Here is a 23,490-nt window from a genome sequence, read left to right on the forward strand (position 1 = left end):
ATTTTATGCATAATGAGAGATAAAAGAGTGAAGTTCCGGTCTTAAATTTGCTTATAAACAAGTTAAACTAATAGCGTAACTGATTGATAATACGTTTGTAACATCTTGTCATCATCTTGCAATGACTCTTTCAATAGATTGTATTTTTTTCGTCTTACGGTTGTAATGCTCACCCTCTATCTTTGCCGACGTAATTAAAACGTAGAGCAAAGTTAGATGAAAAAACTATTTCTTATCCGATTTTCAGTGGCGGCCTTCTTTTGCCTGTTGTGTGTACTTCCTGCATTGGCTGCCAATATCAAGATTAAAGGAGCTGTGAAAGACAAACTATCCAAGGAACCTTTGATAGGAGCTACGATACGTTTGCTCGGAACTCAAGTCGGAGCAGTGACCGATATGGAGGGTAATTTCGAATTGAACAGCATGGGCGTTCTGGAAGGTATGTATGATATTGAGATTAAATATGTAGGTTACAAAACGGAAGTGCGCCGTAAAGTGCGTGTGGAGAATGGAAAACTGGTGATACTGAATCTGGAGTTGGAAACCGATGCACAGGAACTTGCCGATGTGGTGGTTGTAGCTAAGAAGAATAGGGAAAATGAGAATATGCTGTTGCTCGAACAGCAAAAAGCAGTCATTGCCGTACAATCTGTTGGTGTCAGGGAGCTTTCCCGCAAAGGTGTTTCGGATGCAGAAGGTGCTGTGACGAAAGTTGCCGGAGTGTCTAAACAAGACGGAGTGAAAAATGTCTTTGTCCGTGGATTGGGTGACCGGTACAATGCAACTACTTTTAATGGATTTGCTCTTCCTTCCGAAGACCCGGAATATAAGAATATCTCTCTTGATTTCTTCGGTACGGACATTATTCAGTCCGTAGGCGTAAATAAAGCATTCAACGCGGGAGGCAGCAGCGATGTCGGAGGGGCAACCATTGATATCGTATCCAAAGAACTAATTGGTAGCGGTCATCTGGGATTCGGCATTTCCGGTGGCTTGAATACACAAACGGTAGCAGCCGATTTTCTGAAACAGGATGGAGTGAACTTCATGGGCTTTGCCAATCGTACCGAACCTGCCGATGAAAACTCATGGAACTTCAGAAATAAGTTAGACCCTTCCGCTCAACATTTGCAAATCAACCGGAGTTACAGTATTTCCGGAGGTAAACGATTCTATGTCGGAAAAGACAAAAATCCGCTTTCTTTCTTCCTGACTGCCGGACATACGACGGACTATCAGTATACGGATGAAATCATACGTAATACAACTACCGGCGGTACGGTCTACAAAGATATGAATGGAAAGAAGTATGCGGAGAATATCAGTCAACTGGCACTTGCCAATGTGGATTTCGATATGCAGAACCGTCATCACATCAGTTATAATTTGATGATGATTCATGCCAATACCCAGTCGGTGGGCGATTACAACGGTAAGAACTCGATTTTTAGTGACGACTATGAAAACCTCGGATTCACCCGTCGCCAACAAACGAATGATAATATGCTGATCGTTAATCAACTGATGTCTAACTGGGGATTAACCAAATCATTAAGTCTCGATGCAGGTGCTTCCTATAATATGGTGAAAGGCTACGAACCGGATCGTCGTATCAATAACCTGACTAAAGCGGAAGACGGCTATACGTTGCTAAGGGGCAACTCACAACAGCGCTACTTCTCAACTTTAGATGAAGACGACTTGAATGTAAAAGCAGGCTTGGTCTATCGTCTGAAAGATAATATAGAAGAAATTTCGAATATCCGTTTCGGATATACAGGCCGATTCGTAGATGATAACTTCAAAGCTACGGAATATAACCTGACCGTAGGACATGTTTCTACCCTCCCTTCTTTGGACGACTTCTCGCTTGACGATTATTATAATCAGGAAAACTTTGCTTCCGACTGGTTCAAGATACAAAAGAACTTAGATGAATATACCGTAAAAAAGAATATCCATTCCGCTTATGCCGAGGCTACCTACCAGTTTACTCCCCGTTGGATTGTGAATCTGGGACTGAAATACGACAAGGTAGATATTGAAGTGGATTACAATGTGAATCGTGGAGGCTCTAAAGGAAACAATACCATCCAAAAAGATTATTTCCTGCCCAGCTTGAATCTCAAATGCAATCTGAATGATAAAAACTCGCTTCGCTTGGGAGCTAGTAAGACATATACGCTTCCGCAGGCAAAGGAAATATCTCCTTACCGTTATGTCGGCGTGAACTTCAACAGTCAGGGTAACCTCAATCTGAAACCTTCGGATCATTATAACCTTGATCTGAAGTGGGACTTTAATCCCACTCCGACCGAGTTGATTTCTCTCACAGCTTTCTATAAATTGATTAAGAATCCGATATCCCGCATCGAAGTGGCAAGCGCCGGAGGTTATCTTTCTTATGAGAATATAGCGGATAAGGCAACCGTGGCAGGAGTGGAAGTAGAAATACGTAAGAATCTGTTTGTCCGTCCGGTGAGTAATGCTGCGCATGGAATGAATAAACTCTCTTTGGGATTGAATGGCTCTTATATCTACACGAATGCAAAAATGCCTTTGGCAACGGTTACCACCGGTTCGCAACTGGAAGGAGCTGCACCGTGGATTGTCAATTTCGACCTCTCGCATAACTTCACGAAAAGAGAACGCAGTTTTGTCAATACATTGGTACTTAATTATGTGAGTGATAAGATATATACCATTGGCACGCAGGGGTATCAGGATATGATGGAGCAGGGAGTACTGACACTGGATTTTGTGTCCCAAGCCAAACTGAACAAGCATCTTTCCCTTAACCTGAAAGCCCGCAACCTGCTGAATCCCTCTTATAAGTTAAGCCGCAAAGTGAACGAAAACGGGGAAAAGGTGATATTGAATGATTATAAGAAAGGAATAAATATAAGCCTGGGAGTGTCGTGTACATTCTAAACCGGGTGATGAAATAAGATTATTAACTAATAATGAAAGCAAAATGAAAAGATTGTTTGTGAACTTTATGACGTTTGCCGTTATGGCAACAGCACTTACATTGACTGCATGTAGCAGTGATAGTGACGGAGACGGTGATGGTAACGGAGATGGTGGAAACAACGGTGGGACCGGTAGCTCTATTGTTGTGGGCGAAAATATCCTGTCCGGCACGCTGACCGGAGAACAGACATTGGAAGCTAAGGAATATATTCTGAACGGAACGGTAGTCATTGAAAATGGAGGCCGTCTGAATATCCCTGCCGGAACAACGATTAAGGCTCGCGAAGGTTTCAGCAGTTATCTGCTGGTAGCACAGGGCGGTAAACTTTATGCTGACGGTACAGCTGATAAACCGATTGTTTTCACTGCCAATTCAACAACCCCTACATCCGGTTATTGGGGAGGAATCATTATCAATGGTAAAGCTCCGATTTCCGGTTCGAACGCCAATAAGAGTGATACAGGTCTGACGGAAATTGACAACAACTATAAATACGGTGGTAATGTCGATAATGACAATTCCGGTTCACTGACTTATGTGAAAATCTGCTATGCCGGTGCTCGCTCTACTGCCGATATCGAGCACAACGGATTGACACTGAACGGTGTTGGAAACGGTACCAAGATCGAGAATATCTACATTCTTGAGAGCGCGGATGATGCCATCGAATTCTTTGGCGGTACGGTGAATGTAACCAACCTGTTGGCTGTGAACCCGGATGATGATATGTTCGACTTCACTCAAGGATATTCCGGTAAATTGAAAAACTGCTATGGTGTTTGGGAAAGCGGTTATACCAGTACGGAAGCAGATCCGCGCGGCATTGAAGCAGATGGTAACTTGGATGGCATTTATCCGGATCATTTACGTCAGTCAGACTTTGCGGTTGAAAATATGACAATCGTAAATAATGCTGCCAATACAACGGATAATGCAGACCGTATGCAAGACGTGATTAAAATCCGTCGTGGAGCAAAAACTACGATCACCAATGCTCTTGTCAAAGGTTCAGGCGGTACAATCGATTTGATTGATATGAATGACAGTAAAGGTGCAGGAAATGCTGCTTCCAGCATCAGCATCACCTATACATTGAACTTTAAGAATAAGCTGAACGGTACATTGAATACATTTACCGAGCCAACTACGAATACAGGTGCAGATGCATCCCTGTTCACTTGGAGCGGATATAATTTCTCTTCCTTATAAATAAGATATAGAGTAGCAAAGTGTATCTTTTTTAATAGGAGGTATGGGAGAATTTGTAACAAACAGATTCTCCCATATTCTATTTATTTGTTTTCGTAATCTTCTTTTAGCTTTTTTATTTGCTCCTTTATGGTATCAGTGATTACCTTTTTCGTATATTTGTCAACCTATTATTTTACAACGATACAAAATATGCAAACAGACAACGAGCGATACAAAAAAATGGCTTCTCTTGCACAAATCGGGTGGTGGGAAGTAGATTTAACGGCAGGATGTTATTTATGTTCCGATTATCTTTCTGATCTTTTGGGATTGGACGGCGACACCATCTCTACTTCGGATTTTCTGAACCTGATACGTGAAGATTATCGCAAGCAGATTGCCCAGGAGTTCCGGGCAAATTCTTCTATCCATAAGGACTTTTATGAACAAACTTTCCCTATTCATTCAAAATATGGCGAGGTCTGGTTGCATACTCGTCTGGCTTTTCGTGAGAAGGGTACAGGTGTTGATGGAGGTGATAAGGCTTTCGGAATAATCCAGCGCGTTGAGGCTCCCAAGGAGGAAGATCAAAGGGATGCATTAAGGCGTGTGAATGATTTGCTTTGTCGTCAGAATTTTGTTTCGCAATCGTTGCTTCGTTTCCTACGTGATGAGGCAGTAGAATCTTGTATCGCAGATATTTTAAGAGATATTCTGAATCTTTATAATGGAAAAGGTCGTGTTTATATTTTTGAATACGATGAAATTTATGCCCATCATAGTTGTATCTACGAAGTTGTTTCTGAAGGAGTATCGGCAGAGATAGACAATCTGCAGGACATGCCTGCCAGTGAGTCAAAATGGTGGAGTGAACAGATATTATCGGGCAAGCCGATTATTTTAAATACACTGGAGCAGTTATTAGAAGAGGCTCCTGATGAATATCAGATTCTTGTAGTTCAGGGAATCAAATCGTTAATGGTGACTCCTTTGATGACAGGCGACCGCGTTTGGGGATATATGGGGATTGATTTGGTTGAGACCTACCATGACTGGAGTAATGAAGATTTTCAATGGTTCTCCTCATTGGGAAATATTATAAATATCTGTATCGAGTTGCGTAAAACTAAGGACAAGGTAATCCGTGAACAGACTTTCCTAAATAATCTGTTTCATTTTATGCCGATGGGATATATACGTATGTCCATTATCCGTGACGAGAATAATAAACCTTGCGATTATCGGGTGACGGATGCGAATGAGGTCAGTTCAACCTTTTTCGGGCTTCCTTTGGAATCGTATATTGGTTCTTTGGCATCTGAAAAGCATCCTGACTATCTCCAAAAACTTAATTTTCTGGAAGAGATACTGGATAGTAATTCTTATAGGGAGAAAGATGAATATTTTCCAAGAACGGAACGGTATACGCATTGGGTTATTTATTCTCCCGGAAAAGATGAAATAGTCGGTTTGTTCCTCGATTCTACAGGATCGGTACAAGCTAACCGGGCATTGGACCGTAGCGAGAAGCTCTTTCAGAACATATTTGCTAATATTCCGGCAGGAGTAGAGATCTACGATAAGGATGGCTATTTGATAGACCTGAATAATAAGGATTTGGAGATATTCGGTGTAGTGAATAAGTCGGATGTGATCGGAGTTAACTTCTTTGATAATCCGAATGTGCCGCAGAACATACGTGATCGTGTACGGAATGAAGATTTAGTAGATTTCAGACTTAATTATTCTTTTGAGCAAGCAGGAGGATATTATGAGACAAGCCGTTCTAATGTGATAGAACTATATTCGAAGGTTAGTAAACTATATGATAATGAGGGCAACTTCAGCGGATATATTTTAATAAGCATTGACAATACGGAGCGTATTGATGCAATGAACCGTATTCGTGATTTTGAGAATTTCTTCTTGATGATATCCGATTATGCAAAAGTAGGATATGCTAAATTGAATCTCTTGAACCGCAAAGGTTATGCTATAAAACAGTGGTATAAGAATTTAGGTGAGGAGGAAGATATTCCTTTGAGTGAGGTGGTAGCAGTTTATAGCCAAATGCATCCCGAAGACCGTAAGCGTTTCCTTGATTTTTATGATGGAGTCAGAGACGGAAAAAGGAGGCATTTCCAAGGGGAGATGCGTATTCGTCGTCCCGGAACGAAGAACGAATGGAATTGGGTCAGCAGTAATGTGATGGTCACCAATTATAAACCGGAAGAAAATGAAATAGAAATCATCGGTATCAATTATGACATTACAGAATTGAAGGAGACTGAAGCCGAATTGATTCAGGCACGTGATAAAGCAGAGATGATGGATCGTTTGAAAAGTGCTTTCCTTGCCAATATGAGTCATGAAATCCGTACGCCGCTGAATGCCATTGTCGGTTTCTCCGATTTGCTGGTAGAAACTGAAGAGCTGGCAGAACGTCAGGAGTATATTAAGATTGTACGTGAGAATAATGAACTTTTGTTGCAATTAATTTCAGATATACTCGATTTGTCAAAGATTGAAGCGGGTACATTTGAGTTTACTAACGGAGATGTAGATGTAAATCTGTTATGTGAGGATATTGTCCGCTCTATGGGGATGAAAGCGAAAGAAGAGGTGGAACTGGTGTTTGATGATCATCTTCCGGTTTGTCATGTCATTAGTGACCGTAACCGTATACATCAGGTGATCTCTAACTTTGTTAACAATGCAATGAAGTTTACCTCTGAAGGTAGTATTCATGTGGGATATAAACTAAAAGATGGCGAATTGGAATTCTATGTTGAAGATACAGGCATCGGTATTGAAAAAGAGCAGTTGCCACATATCTTTGAGCGTTTTGTGAAGCTTAATTCTTTTGTACACGGTACAGGATTGGGACTTTCTATCTGTCAGAGCATCGTTGAACAATTAGGTGGGCGGATTGGCGTTGATTCTGAAAAAGGAAAAGGATCAAGGTTTTGGTTTACTATTCCCGGAGTGATCGTGACGGAAGAGATGAACTGTGCCCGGTAGAGTGGTAATAAGGCAGGTGAATATCTTCCTTCCTCATTAATAAAAGCGGCTTTTATATAGAAGAAACGGTCTTGGTTTTGATGTCGATTGATACTGACATGAAACCAAGACCGTTTCTTTGGTGAAAAGGTGTAGTCCGTTTAAATTCCGAACGACAGTTTATCGATAGATTGATATACGATACTTGCAATACCCAGTCCGATGATACCCAATGTGCAAAGTGCTAGTCCCCATTTTGTGCAACGATCGCTGCGGAAAGTAGGAATCGGGTTGTCGGAAGGAGTGATGTACATTGCTTTTACAATCAATAGATAGTAATACAACGAAATCACTGTATTTACCAATGCGATGAATACCAGCAAGTGGAAACCTGCATCGAAAGCAGCCATGAAGATAAAAAACTTAGAGAAGAATCCGGCAAACGGAGGGATGCCTGCCAATGAGAACAGAGACAGAGTCATCAAGAGAGCGATTTTAGGATTCGTTTTATAAAGTCCTGCGTAATCTTCGAGCGTGAATTTCTGACTGCGTAATGCCACGATAGTGATAACGGCAAATACTCCGAGGTTGGCGGCAGCGTACACTAATACATAATATACCAATGCCGTCATGCCTTGTGCTGTGCCTCCGATAACGCCTAACATAATATATCCCGCTTGCGAAATACTGGAGAACGCCATCAAACGTTTCAGGTTTTGCTGACGGACAGCAAATATATTTGCAATAGTGATAGAAGCGATGGTTACCCAATAAAGTACTTCCTGCCAGTCATTAATCATTGGAGCGAATACTTTGATAAGGACAGCCAATAAAACAAATGCTGCCGATCCTTTTGATATAACACTCAAATAAGCGGTAACTGTACTCGGAGCGCCTTCGTAAACGTCTGCTGTCCATAAGTGGAACGGAACCAGTGACAACTTGAATGCCATTCCTGTGAAGAAGAATATAAATGCCATGATCTGTAACGGATTTCCGTCGATATGGGCAGGGAGGTCATCGAAATAAAGAGTCCCGGCAGAACCATAGATCATGGACAGACCAAACAACAGCAATGCACTGGAGAAAAGAGCTGTCAGAATGTATTTGGCACCTGCTTCGGCAGAGTTGTGACGGTATTTATCGAAGGCAATCAATGCTGCCATCGGAATAGAAGCTGTTTCAAGACCGATGAAGAACATCAGGAAATGTCCGGCGGAAATCATGAGATACATACCAAACAAGGTAGAGAGTGTAAGCACATAGAATTCTCCTTGTTTGAATGAAGTGTCTTCTCTTTTCATCCACTCGTGTGCCATCAGGAAAACAATCAGTGTACCGACATTCAGGATCGATTTAACAACTGTGTGCATCGGTACATAGTGATACATACCACCGAATGCATCGGTAGCAGTTCCCGGAATTAAGTTGATAGCCGTATGGATAGCCATCAGAATAACGGGCAACATAGTGTTCAGGCGTGCTTTCCCACTATTTTTGTGTGCATCCGGACTCATGAAGAGGTCAGCTAGAAATAGCAGCAGTAAGACAGCTATGAGCGACAGCTCTTCTCGCATATTTAGAAATTGTGAATAATCCATCTTGTTTATTTATGAATTAAGAATTATGATTTATGAGTTAGGGGATTAGTTGTGAGACAACCGGTAATACGCTTTCACCAATCATGTGGCTAACCCAGAAAGGAGCCATACCTAGTCCGGCAACGCAAACGATGAGGCAGATAACGGCTACACGTTCGTCCCAAGTTGCGTCGGTCAGTTCGAGGTGATGTTTGTTGGTGCAGGTTCCGTATAGAATCTTACCTACCAGGCGCAGGATGTAGACTGCGGTAATCACAATCGAAGAGCAGGCGATGATGGTCAGTGTGCGGTGAAATACGTCGTTGTTCTGGAAAGAGCCGACGAAGATGGTCATTTCAGCAATGAAACCGCTTAATCCCGGCAGACCGAGGTTGGCAAGACCGGCAATCACATAACATACACTAAGGAACGGCATAATTTTCATTAAACCGGCAAGTTCGCGGACGTCACGTGTGTGTGTACGTCCATATATCATACCTATCAGAGCAAAGAACAAGGCTGTCATTAATCCGTGTGAAAGCATTTGAAGGATTGCTCCTGTTGCTGCTGTCTGGTTTAGCATCAGAATGGCGAAAAGAACCAGTCCGCAGTGAGATACGGATGAATAAGCATTGATATATTTCAAGTCGGTCTGTACGCAAGCGGAGAAGGCTCCGTAGACTACAGAGATACCTGTCAGTATCAGGAATATCCAGGAAAGTTCGTTGGCTGCTTCCGGCATCAGATACATGGCGATACGGAAACATCCGTAACCTCCCAGTTTCATCAATACTCCGGCATGAAGCATGGATACGGCAGTCGGGGCAGAAGCGTGACCGTCAGGACTCCATGTGTGGAACGGGAAAAGGGCGCCCAATACACCGAAGCCGAGGAAAGTCAGCGGGAACCAGATGCATTGCTGTGCAAAAGGTATGTTGTGCAACTGTGCAATTTCGAGAAGGTTCATGGTGGTTGCTCCCGAGCCGAAATAGATTCCGAGAATACCGATCAATAGGAAAGCGGAACCGCCCATCAACATAAGGGTCAGTTTCATGGCTGCATATTCTTTACGTCCTGATCCCCATACACCAATCAGCAGGTACATCGGTATCAACGCAATTTCATAGGACATGAACATGGTGAACAAATCGACGGATATAAAGAATCCGAATACTCCCATAGACAACAGGGTGAACCAGAGGAAATATTCTTTCGTCAGCGGTTGCAGGCGCCAGGAAGCGAATGTACCGGTGAATACGATGACAGCAGACAATAACAACATGGCTACCGAAATTCCGTCAACACCTACTGAATAAGATATGTGAAGCGGGGCATACCAAAGCGTATCTGCACGGAAAAGCATTTCTGCCGTGTTTCCGGCGCTACGCTCTCCCAGATACAGGAATGTAAGTACGACGGAGGCAATCAGAAGTGCCGATGCGCCAGTAACCATAACCCCCCGGATGGCTTTGATTCCTCGTGCTGCCCAAAGTCCGGCCAGCATCAATAAGGGGATAAGTACGAATATGGATAAGAAATTCATCTTTATGATTTACTATTTAAAGATTTACTATTTACTATTTAGAGAATCAGCAGTAGGATAAGTGCCAATGCACCGCAAAGGAACACATACGCATATTGTTGTACCTGACCGCTCTGCAAACCACGAATCTCGTCGCTTGTTGTGTTGGTGGCCCATGCCAGGAAGTCAAAGAATCCATCCACTACATGACGGTCGAACCATGCGATAGGAGTAGAGATGCAGCGGAAGATAATCTTATGCGTAATAAACTGGTAGATATCATCAATATAGAAGCGATTATAGGCTGCCTTGTGCAGACCTTTGAATCGTTTTGCCAACGAATCAGCAACAGGCTGTTTGGCATTCTTGTACATCCATGTAGCGATTGCAATCGAAATAATCGCAATAACAACGCTCGTAATAGCTACTGACGGATCGAGATGGATAGAATAAGATTCACCATTCGAACTGATGAAGTGTCCGAAAGGAATAAATCCTGCTCCACAAGTTACAACTGCCAGGAACATCAGCGGGAAAGTCATAGCCAACGGACTCTCATGTGGGCGGCAAGGTGCCGCTTCCAAGTTTCCGTGCGGCGTGTTATGTTCCGAATGGGAACCTGCCCGGGGCGGCTCGCTCCCCCAAAAAATACCGTAGTAAAGGCGGAACATATAGAAAGCTGTCATTGCAGCGATGACTGTCATCACCCATCCCATTACAGGGCTGTATTGGAAACAAGCAGCCAGAATTTCATCCTTCGAGAAGAAGCCCGAGAACGGAGGAATACCGGCAATAGCCAGACAAGCAATCAGGAATGTCCAGTGAGTGATCGGCATATATTTGCGTAAACCTCCCATAGCGGACATTTCATTAGAATGTACGGCATGGATAATGCTACCTGCACCGAGGAAGAGTAATGCCTTAAACATGGCATGTGTGAAAAGGTGGAACATGGAAGCCATGTAGCCCAAACCTCCTTCGTGCGGATTCATGGAAGTACAAACACCCAGAGCTACCATCATGAAGCCAATCTGTGAAATGGTAGAGAAAGCCAGTACACGTTTGATGTCTGATTGTACGCAAGCCACACTTGCCGCGTAGAATGCTGTAAATGCACCTACCCAAGCAACCATGTGCAGCGTATTCGGTGCGTATGTAATGAAAAGTGGGAACATACGTGCCACCAGATATACACCGGCAACTACCATGGTAGCCGCATGAATCAATGCGCTGACCGGAGTAGGACCTTCCATTGCATCCGGCAACCAGATATGCAACGGGAACATGGCACTTTTACCGGCACCACCGACAAACATCAGTCCGAGAGCCAACGGAAGCATAGAAGCTCCACCGCTTATCAAGGATACTGTATCCGGAGTGAAGCCGAATGTACCACCGTAATATCCGTAAATCAGGATACCGATCAGGAAGCCCAAGTCAGCAAAGCGAGTAACAATAAACGCTTTCTTGGAAGCAGCAATGGCAGCCGGTTTTGTATAATAAAAACCGATTAGCAGGTAAGAACTTACCCCCACCAGCTCCCAAAAAAGGTACATCTGGAAGATGTTGGTTGCAACGACCAATCCCAGCATAGACATGGTAAACAGGGATAGGAAAGCGTAATAGCGTTGAAAACCGACTTCTCCTTTCATGTAACCGAAAGAGTAGATATGTACCATCAGTGACACTGTAGAGATGACGATCAACATCATTACCGATATAGGATCGAGCAAGATGCCCAAATCGAAGTGTAAAGTCTCTGTAAAAGGAAGCCACGTGAAGTTGTAAGGCATCAGTGTGGCGAATGTTCCGTCTTCCAGTCGTGGAGCGGAGAAATATTGGATAGCTGTAACGTAGGATAGTACTGCTACTGCTCCCAGTATCAGCGTACCGATTGTACCCGCTGTCCGGTGGGACATCCATTTACCTCCGATTCCCAATATGAGAAAGGAGAAGAAAGGAAGAAGGAGTATTAGAATTGTTAGTTCCATACAGTTTTATTTAATTACTTGAGTTATTATTATTAATTTTTGGTCTTATAGCTGATAATCACTATACTCGGACCTTCTGTTTGGTTTCCCGGTGTGAAACTAGTTGTTCCTCGGTGAGAAACACTTTGTTTCTCGGTGTGAAACGAAGTGTTTCAAGGGATGAAACACCTTGTTCCTGGGAATGAAACAAATCACCACTTCAACTCGTCCAGGTTGCGCACCTGAATGCTTCGAAGATTACGATAAATGTTAATCATGATGGCGATAGCTATTGCAGTTTCCGCAGCCGAGATGGCGATGGAAAAGAGTGCAAAGAAATAACCCTCCATTCCCCCCGGAAAAAGGAAACGATTGAATACGGCGAAGTTGATGTCCGTAGCATTCAGCATTAACTCTACAGAAATCAGGATAGCCAGTGTATTTCGGCGGGTAAAGAATCCATAGATTCCTGCAAACATCATGATGGTAGAAACTACCAGGTAATATTCCATGTGTATCATATTCGAACTCTATTTTGATAGTTAATACTTAAAATTCCTATCTCTTACGTGCAATCATGATGCCACCGATGATACACGCCAGCAATAATATGCTGACAGCTTCGAAAGGCAATACATAACCGTATTTGTCACTACTTAATAAAGCGTTCCCGATAGCATGAATGCTAATTTCTTGCGGGGCCAAATTAGCTGTCTGCATGAAATCGTGCTTCAGTGTGATAAACAGGATAATGGCTAAACCGGCAATCATAGTGAAGAGTCCGGCTAAGACTTTACTTCGTTTTGCTTTCTCGGCCCGGTCGCCTTCTCCACTGGTCAATAGGATGGAGAATACATAAAGAACGACGATACCACCGGCATAAACCATAATCTGAACGGAACCCAGAAAGGTGTAACCCAGCAAAAAATAGATGCCGGCCGTGCCGAAGAGCACGAAGAGCAGGTAGGTGGCCGAGCGTACGATACGTTGGGTAGTCACCGTCATGATGGACATAGCAATAATAAATGCTGCCAAAAAGTAGAATACTACTGTTTCAAGTGTTGATCCCATATCTAAACTTCTTTTTTCTTTTCTATTACTTTACTACCGTCGTGGTTCAACTTCAGGACAAGTTTCGTCCGGTCGAAGACTGCATGTTCGAAGTTCTGATCGAACGTGATGGCATCGTGCGGACAAGCATTGACACAGAGCTGGCAGAACATACAGGCACCCAAATCATATTCATAGGTTGCCAGGATTTTCTTCTTCTTTCCATCTTCTGTTTCGACGGTTTCGCTGGTCACTTTGATTGTATCGTTCGGACAGGCCATTTGACACAGTCCGCAAGCTACACAGCGATGTTCATTATTCTCATTGTGGGGCATATTCAGCGTACCACGGAAACGGTCGAACATTTTCAGCTCTTTCCGGTTTTCGGGATATTGCTCGGTCACTTTCTTACGGAAGTATACCTTGATGCTGGTTTTCATACCCGTTGCCAGTGTACTGATGCCATGCACCAGACCACCTAAGTACGTATATTTTTTATCTTTATATTCCATAATTTTCATTTATCAAAAGTGGAAGCCGAAAGCTACGCAGCATGCCATTAATAATAGATTTACCATAGAAATTGGAACCAGGTATTTCCATTCCAGATTCAAGATCTGGTCGATACGCAAGCGTGGGAAAGTCCATTTGATCCACATCAGAAGGAATACCACAAAGAATGCTTTGGCGAAGAACCAGATAAAGCCCGGAATATAATCCATTACAGTGTTAAATCCATCCAAACCAACAATGTGCAGCGGCATCCATCCTCCCAGGAAGATGGTGGCGGCAACACTGGCTACGATAAACAGATTCAAGTATTCTGCCAGATAGAAGAAACCGAAACCCATACCGGAGTATTCAGTATGATATCCGGCTGTCAGCTCACTTTCCGCTTCGGGAAGGTCGAACGGGCCACGGTTACATTCTGCATTTCCGGCAATCAGATAGATGATGAAAGCAATGACCGCAGGAATATGTCCCTTGAAGATGAACCAACCATCAGCTTGTCCTTCTACGATTTCAGAAAATTGCATGGTTCCCGTCAGCACTACCATTGTCATGATACTCATACCAACCGAAAGTTCATAACTGATAATCTGTGCACCGCTTCGCATGGCACCGATCAAAGAGAATTTGTTGTTACTACCCCAACCGGCCAGCAAGATACCGACAACTCCAATGCTGGAAGCTGCCAACAGGAAGAACACGCCCACATTAAAGTCCAGAATCGCCGCACCTTTATTAAAAGGAATACAAGCGAAAGTCAGGAATGAAGCGATAATCACCATGAATGGAGCAAGATTGTAAAGGAAATGGTCGGCACCCTTCGGCATGAAGATTTCTTTGGTCAGCATTTTGAGCACGTCGCAGACCACTTGGATAGAACCCCATTTACCAACACGGTTCGGTCCAAGACGACACTGGAAGAAACCGCAGACCTTACGCTCCATGTAGATCAATATGATAGCCAGGATGGCATACAGTGCTACGAGGCACACGCCGACAGCTACACATTCTATAAAGATGGCTAATCCCTCCGGCATAATGGAGAGCAGTAGCTCATGTATCCAGTTTGTTACTATACTAAAGTCGAACATATATTTTTAATAATTAAGTATTATCTGTCAATATCCGGAACGACATAATCTATTGTTCCGCCAATAGCAATTAAGTCGGCAATCTTTGTGCCCCGGCAAATGGTGTCAATTGCAGCAACAAGCGGCAATCCCGTAGCACGGTAGTGCAGACGGTAAGGCGTTTTGTCACCCTGACTTTCCAGGAAGACACCAAATTCACCACGACTTCCTTCTACTGCTGCATAGTAACTGCCTTCCGGAACACGGATGATAGGTTTCATCTTCTCCTGATAAGGTCCCTCGGGAATATTGTCTATTAATTGCTCAATGATGTTCAGACTTTCCATGATCTCATCCATACGCACCAGGTAACGGGCAAAGCAGTCACCTTCCGTATAAACGATTTCTTTGAAATCGACTTTGTCATATACACCGTATGGCATTCGTTTACGTACGTCACACGCCCATCCTGATGCACGGCCTGTACCTCCGGTACAACCGAAAGAGATGGCATCTTCACGGCTTAACACACCGACGCCTTTCATACGGCTCTGTGCGATGATGTTACCCGTGAATATATCGTGATATTCGTGGATAATTCCTCTCATATATGGAATGAACTCTTTTACTCGTTTGACGAAGTTAGGATGAAGATCAGCCTGTACACCGCCAATCGTATTGTAGTTCATAATCAGACGTCCGCCGCAAGTTTCTTCAAAGATATCGAGAATTTTCTCGCGGTCACGGAATCCATAAAAGAATGCTGTCAACGCTCCTAAGTCCATAGCAAGACAAGAGTAGAACAGCAAGTGAGAATCGATACGTTGCAACTCGTCCATTATGGTACGGATGTACTGTACGCGTTCACTGACCTCAATGCCCATGGCTTTTTCAATACACATACACAATGCGTGACGATTTTGATGCGCGCCCAAATAGTCCAGACGGTCTGTCAAAGCTAATGTTTGAGGGTAAGTGAGGCTTTCATTCATTTTCTCGATACCTCGGTGGATATACCCGCAGTTCGCATCAATCTTACGAATAATTTCACCTTCCAGAGAAACACGGAAGCGCATTACACCATGAGTAGCAGGGTGTTGCGGACCGATGTTGACTACATATTCTTCTTCGCCGAACAGTTTCGTCTCTTTGTTCTTGATGGTTCCGTCCGGGTTCAGTTCTATTTCTTGAGTCGTATCAAACGTCTCTTCATTGGTCATGCACAGTGGGTTATCCTTTTCCGGGTCGTTATCTTTACGCATCGGATAACCAATCCAATCGTTGCGCAGGTAGAGCCGGCGCATATCAGGATGACCGACAAAGGTGATGCCATAAAAATCAAAAACTTCACGTTCGTAGAAGTCGGCTATCTTCCAGATGTCGCTGACAGACGGTATTTCCGGTAGCTCGCGGTTGGTTGTCGCTGTTTTTAGTGCTATCCGTTCGCCTGTAATGGTAGATTCCAGATGGTAGACTACGCCTAAGCCGCGGAGTTTTTCCGGAGCGTCTTTCTCATCGGCTACTCCCCAGTCCATACCGGTGAGGCTTTCGAGAAAGTCCATCTGTTTTTCATTTCGCAAGCGCAGCATCTCGTCGTGTAACGCTGCAGGAGCTATAAATTGTATTTCTTGCATAAATCAAATTAAATTAAGAATGAAAAATTAAGAATGAAAAATCTGCCGGGATGTTGCATGCGAATTCTTCATTCATCATTCATCATTCTTCATTTCTTAAATAATCCGGTTTCTTCTCTTTTCTGTTTACTCCACCAAAGAACTTTTCTATTTTCACTTTGCGTTGCAATTGCATCATGCCATAATAGAAAGCTTCAGGACGTGGCGGGCATCCGGGAATATATACATCTACCGGAAGAATCTTGTCCACCCCGTTTACTACGTGATAGGACTTCTTGAAAGGACCTCCGCTGACAGCGCATCCGCCTACGGCAACCACATACTTCGGATCGGGCATCTGGTCGTAAAGTCGTTTCAGTACCGGAGCCATTTTATTGGTGATTGTTCCGCATACCATAATCATATCAGCCTGACGCGGGCTGGCACGTGCTACCTCAAACCCAAAGCGGGCCATGTCATAACGCGCGGCACCCAGTGCCATAAATTCGATACCACAACAACTGGTTGCAAAGGTAAGCGGCCACAGTGAATTGCTGCGTCCCCAGTTGATAAAGTCGTCAAGTACTCCGAGGGCAACATTGGCTCCTCCTGCATTAAGTTCTTTGACCAACTTTTCCAATGATTCATTGTCAATAAACTCATCATACGGAATAGATTTTATTTTTGGCTTTTTGGTTATTTCCATTCCAAAGCTCCTTTCCTCCAGGCATAAGCAAGACCCAGAACTAAAATGATAAAGAAGAAGAGAACACTAATAAGTCCCTGTGGTCCCATGTCACGCATAACTACCGCCCACGGAAACAGAAAAGCTGTTTCGACATCGAACATAAGGAATAGGATGGCAAACAAGTAGTAGCCTACACGGAACTGCATCCATGATTTACCACGTGTCGGTATACCACATTCATAAGCCTCAAACTTTTGCAGGTTGTATGAACGGGGAGAGATAGCACGCGAGAGGGCTATTACTACACCGACAAAAGCAAGCGCTGTCAGTAAAACAACAACTAAAAATGTAAAATTCATAATTCAATAGCTGTTTAGATTGAATATTATATAGAAATAAGCAATTAGTCTATTCGCCCTATGGAGAATAAAACCAACTGTAATAAATGACGAGCAAAAGAGTCTACTGTACTGTAGGCTAAATGACAATCTTTCTCAACCCATATATATAATAGGAGATAGGATCGTAATAATATGTAGGAGAATGGGATGAAACAGGGTAAGGTGGACTTTGATGTTTGTAATGGTCACAGAAATAAGCGATTAACAAAAACATGCTTTTATCTGTCGGAACATGTGCGACGTCTGTATGACTCATGTCACAGGTTTGCGTCGTATAAAGATTATAAAGACGTTCCAAAGCATCCTGAATCGGACGATCTTGTGATACATAGCATTTCTCCTGCCGATAAGTCGGGGAGGAAACTTTGCACATATCTTCCATTGCTCCATTAGTTGCACAATGGATGAGCAAAGCCAACACTAAAAGTAGTCCGAATTTTAAGCTTTGTTTCATCTTTCTCTTTTAACGGCTGCAAATATAGAACTAATATTTATACTTTTTGCAAAGTCCGTATAGCAAAAAAGCTTTTTTTAACTCCATATCTTTTAGATTCATTTTTTAGTCAGCATGGTTTCACAAATATCATTTAGAATGGGGTAATTTCTCCATCTTCATTTGTTAAAAGATGCAATAAAAAGAATGATTTACGCTCTTTTTGGCGAATAACACAAAGAAAATACATTTTTTTGCAGATTAAGAAAGAATACATGATTATGAAACGCACACTTTGGTTTATATTTTTCCTTCTAAACTCCTTGTTTTACCTCTATGCAGATAGTGAGAATGATTCTTTGTTGAAGGTGTTGGACAAAGTGATTTCTGAACGTTTGATATATACCCAGAAAAAAGAAGCTACCATAAAAGAATTAAAGAAAAAGAAAGTTGGCCTTAATTCGTTGGAGGATATATACAATTTAAATAAAGAGATTATCCATCAATATGAGACTTTTGTCTGTGACTCGGCAGAACAATATATTCATGAGAATATTGATATAGCAAAAACGATTGGTAATAAAGAATATCTTTTGGAAGAGCAGCTCCGGTTGGCTTTTGTCTATTCTTTATCCGGTTTGTTTATTCAAGCAAATGATATTTTTAAGTCGATAAAATGTGCGGATTTACCCGATCATTTGAAAGCTTTGTATTGCTGGAATCGTATACGTTATTATGAAAATCTCATTAAATACACGGACGATGTACGGTTTTCAAACGAGTATATATCGGAAAAAGAGGCTTATCGGGATACTGTGATGAGCATCTTATTTGACCAGTCGGATGAATATAGAAAAGAAAAAGCTGTGAAGCTTCAAGATAAGGGAAGTACCAAAGAGGCTCTTCTGATTTTGACAGAGATATATGATAAACAAGAGCCGGCATCTCATGGCTATGCTATGATGGCTATGGGACTTGCCAGGGCTTATCGGTTGATTGGGAATTATGCATTGGAAGAAAAGTTTCTAATGCTGGCTGCTATGACAGATACAAAACTGGCTGTCAAAGAGAATGAGGCATTATTGACATTGGCAGTTAATTTATATCATAAAGGAGATATAGACAGGGCTTATAATTATATTAAAGTAGCGTTGGATGATGCCATCTTTTATAATTCCCGTTTTAAGAATACGGTAATTGCCCGCATCCATCCGATTATTGAAAATACATACTTGATCCGGTTGGAAAAACAAAAGCAGAACCTCCGTTTCTATATATTTCTGACTAGCTTGTTTGTGGTAGCTCTTGCTATCACCCTGTATTTTACATATAAACAAACAAAAATTGTATCCCGGGCTAAACGGCATCTTAAAGCTATGAATGAGGAACTGGTCGGGCTGAATAAGAATCTCGACGAAGCTAATCTGATTAAGGAAAAATATGTGGGGTATTTTATGAATCAATGTGCCGTTTATATTAATAAACTCGATGAGTACAGGAAGAATGTGAACAGGAAAATCAAGACCGGACAGATTGATGATTTATATAAGTCATCCTCCCGACCTTTTGAAAAGGAACTTGAAGAACTTTATCATAACTTTGATAAAGCGTTCCTTAATTTGTATCCTAACTTTGTGGAAAAGTTTAATTCTTTGTTGAAACCGGAGGAGCGTTATAAACTGGAAAAGGACCAACTGAATACAGAATTACGCATATTTGCATTGATACGATTAGGAATTACCGATGTTGGACAGATTGCTGTATTTTTGCATTATTCTGTGCAGACAATCTATAATTATAAGAGTAAAGTGAAGAGAATGTCCACTCTTGATAGTAATATCTTTGAGGAGGAGGTAAAAAAGCTTGGTTCTTTGTCTCAAAAATGATTCTATCCGGTTTACCAAAACTAAAAAATGGTCTTATTGTAAATTGTTGATTATTAAATGTATATACAATAATTGATCTATAAAACGTTTACTTTCCCGCCTACTTCCACTAAGAAGTAGGCTTTTTTCATCTCTATATTTGCATCACAAGATTTTTGATAACTGAATACTAATCTAAAGAAACACACAACTATGAGTTTTTCAGAATTGTATCTTATTTATTATCCCAAGCTAGTTCGGTTTGCAAAAGAATTTGTGATGTCGGAAGAGGATGCTGAGAACATAACACAAGATGTGTTTACAGACTTATGGGAAAAGAGAGAGTCAATGAATCATATTGAGAATATGAATGCTTATCTTTTCAGACTTGTGAGAAACAAATGTTTGGATTATTTAAAGCATAAAGTATTCGAGCAAAAGTATGTCGAGAATGTGAAGGCTTCTTTTGAGATTGAGTTGAATCTGAAATTGCAATCTTTAGATCGTTTTGATGTATATGATATATCAGAAAGAAATCAGATGGAGAAACTGATACGGGATGCTATCAATAGTTTGCCTAAAAGATGCCGTGACATATTTTTGTTAAGTCGCATGGAAGGATTGAAGTATAGGGAAATATCCGAACGTTTAGGCATTTCGGTAAATACAGTGGAATGTCAGATGGGAATAGCACTAAAAAAGTTGAGAGCAAAACTCAATGTAACATTGGCTGCATAACTTTTTAATGATTTTATCGGTATTTTTTAGGGGTATTTATTGAGATAATCGTTCTTTGATAAAAAAGGACTGTGTATATGGAGAATTGTCTGAATAAATATTTTGCGGATGAATTTACTTCTGATGAAAAAACAGAGTTTCTCATAGAAGTGGAAAACAACGAAAGGCTGAAGGAAGAATTTATAGAAAATCAGACTTTGCTGGCACTCGTTGATTGGATATCTCCGGAATATGAAAATAATAAAGAAGTTGTCCAACATAAATTATATGAATTTATGCGTAGAATGGAGCAACACAAAGATAAATAGCTTTAGGATACTATGAGTAAAATTTATATCATATTACTGACTGTTTTCTTTTATGCAAATGTTTATTCTCAACAAGCTTATTTTGTTGATGGGTATCATGGCGGGATATATGGACATTATCCGGTAAAGTGGAAAACTCAATTTATTGTGGATCAGCTGGCTATGCATCCGGACTGGCGGATTTGTATGGAGATAGAGCCTGAAACATGGGATACAGTCAGAGTACAGACTCCGGAGGCTTATTTGCGTTTTAAAGAGATGGCTACTAGTAATCAGGTAGAGTTTACGAATCCTACTTATGCACAGCCTTATTGCTATAATATCTCGGGAGAGAGTATAATAAGACAGTTTCAATATGGTATTGCTAAAATAAACAAACATTTTCCGGAGGTAGATTTTGTAACCTATTCGGTAGAAGAACCTTGCTTCACAAGTTGCTTGCCACAAATCCTTAAACAATTCGGCTTTAAATATGCTGTATTAAAATGTCCCAACACCTGTTGGGGAGGGTATACTGCTGCTTATGGCGGAGAATTGGTTAATTGGGTGGGACCGGACGGGACTGCAATATTGACTGTTCCCAGATATGCTTGTGAAAAACTGGAGCCGGGATCAACTTGGCAGACAACTGCTTGGGGAAATTCGGATGCTTATTTAAAAGATTGCCGTAACGCAGGTATCAAGCATCCTGTTGGTATGTGTTTTCAGGATGCGGGATGGAAAAACGGCCCATGGCTGGGAAGTGGAAAGAACACAAAAAATAACTCTATATATATGACATGGAGAGATTATATTGAAAATGTCTCCATCGGAAAAACGGATGATAATTGGTCTTTTTCACAGGAAGATATACCTGTGAATCTTATGTGGGGAAGTCAGGTTTTGCAAAAAATAGCGCAAGAAGTACGCGTTTCAGAAAATAGAATTGTCATGGCAGAGAAAATGTCTGTAATGGCTTATCTGGAAAATAAATATATTTGTCGACAGGCAGATATGGATGAGGCTTGGCGTACACTGATGTTGGCACAACATCATGATTCATGGATTGTGCCTTATAATGGACTGAATAGGAAAGGAACATGGGCTGATCAGATTAAGCGATGGACAGACAGTACCAATCATCTTGCAGATGGAATTATTGAGGCATCTATGCGGAGCTTTAATGAAAAGTTTATTCCGCAAAATAATGCTCAACAGCAATATATACGTGTTTTTAATACATTAGGAATGAGAAGAAAGGAAATCGTAAGTGTTCTTCTGCCTACGGAATTTGAAAATGCGGATTTAAGTGTTTATGACTGGAAAGGTAAAGATATAGGTTGTTTGGTAGAAAATGGAGGTAAAGAGATAAGATTATTTTTTGAGGCAGAGATTCCTCCCTTTGGTTATTCCACGTATTGTATAAAAAAGAAAGAAGCCGGTAAGAAAGAGGCTTCGGAGAGTAGATTCGTTTTGGAAGGTAATAAGGTGAATAAACAGGAATACGTGGTTGAAAATGATATGTATAAAATTGTTTTTGACTTATCAAAGGGAGGAACCATAAAAAGCCTGATAGCTAAAAAAGAAGGGAATAAGGATTTTGCAGGTAAAACGGAGAAATATGCCTTAGGGGAGCTACGAGGCTTTTTTTATGAAGAAGGTAAATTTCGTTCTTCTATAGAGACTCCGGCCAAGCTGACAGTAGTAAGGGATAATGTATATGAGCAAAAAATTAAGATAGAGGGTGAGATTGCTTCCCATCCGTTTACACAAGTAATCACTCTCACTAAAGGAACGAGACGGATCGATTTTGATTTGACGGTTGACTGGAAAAAGAATGTAGGTATTGGTGAATATAAAGAGGAACGTTGGCGTGATAATCGTCGAGCTTATTGTGACGATCGGTTTAAACTAAGTGTATTATTCCCGACTGATTTACATGCTCCCCGCGTTTACAAAAATGCACCGTTTGACGTATGCGAAAGCAAACTGACTGATACTTTCTTTGGTTCTTGGGATCAAATTAAACATAATATTATACTTCATTGGGTTGACTTGGCTGAACAGGAAGGCGACTATGCTCTGGCTTTATTATCAGATCATACTACTTCTTATTCTTATGGAGAGGACTATCCATTAGGACTGACTGCTCAATATTCGGGTGGAGGACTTTGGGGACCTGATTATAAAATAACACACCCTTTGAGGATGAAGTATGCAATTATACCTCATCGTGGCAAATGGGACAAAGCATCAATCGCAGATGATAGCGATTGTTGGAATGAACCATTGCTGCATTCTTGCTATCCAGTGGCAAAACCGGAATCGAAATCATTTATTGATTTACAGAATACTGGTTATCAAGTGAGTGCTCTTCAAATGAAAGATGGAAAGGTACTATTGCGCCTGTTCAATTCTGAAGGGGACGAAAAATTACAAAAGGTTACCATTGACATGCCATTATCCGGAGTGGAGGAAGTTGATTTGAATGGACAATGTATCGAAAGAAAGAAGATAAAAACACGTGCAGGTAAATCGGAAATGATGATTTCAATGCCTCGGTTTGGTATTAAGACTTTCGTTCTTAGTTTGACTTAA

Annotated in this window: 18 protein-coding genes; 7 read left to right on the top strand and 11 right to left on the bottom strand. The window is 41.6% G+C overall.

Features of this window, described 5'->3' with window-relative positions; genetic code table 11:
- The first annotated feature begins 216 nt into the window (after positions 1-216).
- The 3 genes from BSAG_RS18095 (at position 217) to BSAG_RS18085 (ending at position 7,186) form a co-directional block, all read left to right on the top strand.
- Entirely contained in the window at positions 217-2,931 is a 2,715-nt protein-coding gene (locus BSAG_RS18095) for a TonB-dependent receptor (protein WP_004315641.1), read from the top strand.
- A gap of 43 nt (positions 2,932-2,974) precedes the next feature.
- Positions 2,975-4,183 carry a hypothetical protein gene (locus BSAG_RS18090; RefSeq protein ID WP_004315642.1) on the top strand — a complete coding sequence of 403 codons (1,209 nt, stop codon included), beginning with the start codon at positions 2,975-2,977 and terminating at the stop codon, positions 4,181-4,183.
- A 192-nt stretch (positions 4,184-4,375) separates the two neighbouring features.
- Positions 4,376-7,186, top strand: a complete 2,811-nt coding sequence (locus BSAG_RS18085; RefSeq protein WP_004312105.1) for an ATP-binding protein — start codon at positions 4,376-4,378, stop codon at positions 7,184-7,186.
- 140 nt (positions 7,187-7,326) lie between these two features.
- Here BSAG_RS18085 and BSAG_RS18080 read toward each other — a convergent pair whose 3' ends face one another.
- The 11 genes from BSAG_RS18080 to BSAG_RS18030 form a co-directional block, all read right to left on the bottom strand.
- A complete protein-coding gene (locus BSAG_RS18080) occupies positions 7,327-8,766 on the bottom strand; it encodes an NADH-quinone oxidoreductase subunit N (RefSeq protein WP_004312106.1) in 1,440 nt (479 codons plus the stop codon).
- 37 nt (positions 8,767-8,803) lie between these two features.
- Positions 8,804-10,288: a NuoM family protein gene (locus BSAG_RS18075; protein ID WP_008771081.1), complete on the bottom strand. Its 1,485-nt coding sequence runs from the start codon at positions 10,286-10,288 to the stop codon at positions 8,804-8,806.
- 38 nt (positions 10,289-10,326) lie between these two features.
- The gene (nuoL, locus tag BSAG_RS18070) at positions 10,327-12,258 is read right to left on the bottom strand and encodes an NADH-quinone oxidoreductase subunit L (protein WP_004312108.1); all 1,932 of its coding nucleotides are present in this window, start codon (positions 12,256-12,258) and stop codon (positions 10,327-10,329) included.
- 191 nt (positions 12,259-12,449) lie between these two features.
- Complete coding sequence (gene nuoK, locus BSAG_RS18065; protein WP_004312109.1) at positions 12,450-12,758, bottom strand: NADH-quinone oxidoreductase subunit NuoK; 309 nt, start codon at positions 12,756-12,758, stop codon at positions 12,450-12,452.
- Between the two features lie 37 nt (positions 12,759-12,795).
- Complete coding sequence (locus BSAG_RS18060; RefSeq protein WP_004312110.1) at positions 12,796-13,308, bottom strand: NADH-quinone oxidoreductase subunit J; 513 nt, start codon at positions 13,306-13,308, stop codon at positions 12,796-12,798.
- A 2-nt stretch (positions 13,309-13,310) separates the two neighbouring features.
- Positions 13,311-13,799, bottom strand: a complete 489-nt coding sequence (locus BSAG_RS18055) for a 4Fe-4S binding protein (protein WP_004305338.1) — start codon at positions 13,797-13,799, stop codon at positions 13,311-13,313.
- A 12-nt stretch (positions 13,800-13,811) separates the two neighbouring features.
- The gene (gene nuoH, locus BSAG_RS18050) at positions 13,812-14,888 is read right to left on the bottom strand and encodes an NADH-quinone oxidoreductase subunit NuoH (RefSeq protein WP_004315645.1); all 1,077 of its coding nucleotides are present in this window, start codon (positions 14,886-14,888) and stop codon (positions 13,812-13,814) included.
- Between the two features lie 20 nt (positions 14,889-14,908).
- Positions 14,909-16,501, bottom strand: a complete 1,593-nt coding sequence (locus BSAG_RS18045) for an NADH-quinone oxidoreductase subunit D (protein WP_004312112.1) — start codon at positions 16,499-16,501, stop codon at positions 14,909-14,911.
- Positions 16,502-16,583: 82 nt separating this feature from the next.
- Positions 16,584-17,186, bottom strand: a complete 603-nt coding sequence (locus tag BSAG_RS18040; RefSeq protein ID WP_004312113.1) for an NADH-quinone oxidoreductase subunit B — start codon at positions 17,184-17,186, stop codon at positions 16,584-16,586.
- Positions 17,177-17,527, bottom strand: a complete 351-nt coding sequence (locus tag BSAG_RS18035) for an NADH-quinone oxidoreductase subunit A (protein ID WP_004312114.1) — start codon at positions 17,525-17,527, stop codon at positions 17,177-17,179. The genes BSAG_RS18040 and BSAG_RS18035 overlap by 10 nt, the downstream gene beginning before the upstream one ends.
- A 118-nt stretch (positions 17,528-17,645) precedes the next feature.
- Positions 17,646-18,023 (bottom strand): hypothetical protein, encoded by a 378-nt coding sequence (locus tag BSAG_RS18030; RefSeq protein ID WP_004312115.1) that lies wholly within the window; start codon positions 18,021-18,023, stop codon positions 17,646-17,648.
- A gap of 260 nt (positions 18,024-18,283) precedes the next feature.
- On the opposite strand from BSAG_RS18030, the gene BSAG_RS18025 reads away from it, so the two are divergent.
- The 4 genes from BSAG_RS18025 to BSAG_RS18010 all read left to right on the top strand — a co-directional run bounded on the left by BSAG_RS18025 (position 18,284) and on the right by BSAG_RS18010 (position 23,490).
- A complete protein-coding gene (locus tag BSAG_RS18025; RefSeq protein WP_008020697.1) occupies positions 18,284-19,888 on the top strand; it encodes a DUF6377 domain-containing protein in 1,605 nt (534 codons plus the stop codon).
- A 192-nt stretch (positions 19,889-20,080) separates the two neighbouring features.
- Complete coding sequence (locus BSAG_RS18020) at positions 20,081-20,605, top strand: RNA polymerase sigma-70 factor (protein ID WP_004301470.1); 525 nt, start codon at positions 20,081-20,083, stop codon at positions 20,603-20,605.
- A gap of 77 nt (positions 20,606-20,682) precedes the next feature.
- Positions 20,683-20,913 (top strand): hypothetical protein, encoded by a 231-nt coding sequence (locus BSAG_RS18015; protein ID WP_004315036.1) that lies wholly within the window; start codon positions 20,683-20,685, stop codon positions 20,911-20,913.
- Positions 20,914-20,925: 12 nt separating this feature from the next.
- On the top strand, positions 20,926-23,490 hold the full coding sequence (locus tag BSAG_RS18010; RefSeq protein WP_004315037.1) for a glycoside hydrolase family 38 C-terminal domain-containing protein: 2,565 nt from the start codon (positions 20,926-20,928) through the stop codon (positions 23,488-23,490).

Source organism: Bacteroides sp. D1 (assembly GCF_000157095.2).
Taxonomy (GTDB): domain Bacteria; phylum Bacteroidota; class Bacteroidia; order Bacteroidales; family Bacteroidaceae; genus Bacteroides; species Bacteroides xylanisolvens.

Excerpts from the sequence above, each read along its gene's own strand:
- BSAG_RS18040 (WP_004312113.1), bottom strand. The coding sequence starts at position 17,186 with ATGGAAATAACCAAAAAGCCAAAAATAAAATCTATTCCGTATGATGAG.
- nuoL (WP_004312108.1), bottom strand. The coding sequence starts at position 12,258 with ATGGAACTAACAATTCTAATACTCCTTCTTCCTTTCTTCTCCTTTCTC.
- BSAG_RS18060 (WP_004312110.1), bottom strand. The coding sequence starts at position 13,308 with ATGGGATCAACACTTGAAACAGTAGTATTCTACTTTTTGGCAGCATTT.
- nuoK (WP_004312109.1), bottom strand. The coding sequence starts at position 12,758 with ATGATACACATGGAATATTACCTGGTAGTTTCTACCATCATGATGTTT.
- BSAG_RS18080 (WP_004312106.1), bottom strand. The coding sequence starts at position 8,766 with ATGGATTATTCACAATTTCTAAATATGCGAGAAGAGCTGTCGCTCATA.
- BSAG_RS18090 (WP_004315642.1), top strand. The coding sequence starts at position 2,975 with ATGAAAAGATTGTTTGTGAACTTTATGACGTTTGCCGTTATGGCAACA.
- BSAG_RS18030 (WP_004312115.1), bottom strand. The coding sequence starts at position 18,023 with ATGAAACAAAGCTTAAAATTCGGACTACTTTTAGTGTTGGCTTTGCTC.
- BSAG_RS18020 (WP_004301470.1), top strand. The coding sequence starts at position 20,081 with ATGAGTTTTTCAGAATTGTATCTTATTTATTATCCCAAGCTAGTTCGG.
- BSAG_RS18035 (WP_004312114.1), bottom strand. The coding sequence starts at position 17,527 with ATGAATTTTACATTTTTAGTTGTTGTTTTACTGACAGCGCTTGCTTTT.
- nuoH (WP_004315645.1), bottom strand. The coding sequence starts at position 14,888 with ATGTTCGACTTTAGTATAGTAACAAACTGGATACATGAGCTACTGCTC.
- BSAG_RS18015 (WP_004315036.1), top strand. The coding sequence starts at position 20,683 with ATGGAGAATTGTCTGAATAAATATTTTGCGGATGAATTTACTTCTGAT.
- BSAG_RS18055 (WP_004305338.1), bottom strand. The coding sequence starts at position 13,799 with ATGGAATATAAAGATAAAAAATATACGTACTTAGGTGGTCTGGTGCAT.
- BSAG_RS18010 (WP_004315037.1), top strand. The coding sequence starts at position 20,926 with ATGAGTAAAATTTATATCATATTACTGACTGTTTTCTTTTATGCAAAT.
- BSAG_RS18085 (WP_004312105.1), top strand. The coding sequence starts at position 4,376 with ATGCAAACAGACAACGAGCGATACAAAAAAATGGCTTCTCTTGCACAA.
- BSAG_RS18045 (WP_004312112.1), bottom strand. The coding sequence starts at position 16,501 with ATGCAAGAAATACAATTTATAGCTCCTGCAGCGTTACACGACGAGATG.
- BSAG_RS18095 (WP_004315641.1), top strand. The coding sequence starts at position 217 with ATGAAAAAACTATTTCTTATCCGATTTTCAGTGGCGGCCTTCTTTTGC.
- BSAG_RS18075 (WP_008771081.1), bottom strand. The coding sequence starts at position 10,288 with ATGAATTTCTTATCCATATTCGTACTTATCCCCTTATTGATGCTGGCC.
- BSAG_RS18025 (WP_008020697.1), top strand. The coding sequence starts at position 18,284 with ATGAAACGCACACTTTGGTTTATATTTTTCCTTCTAAACTCCTTGTTT.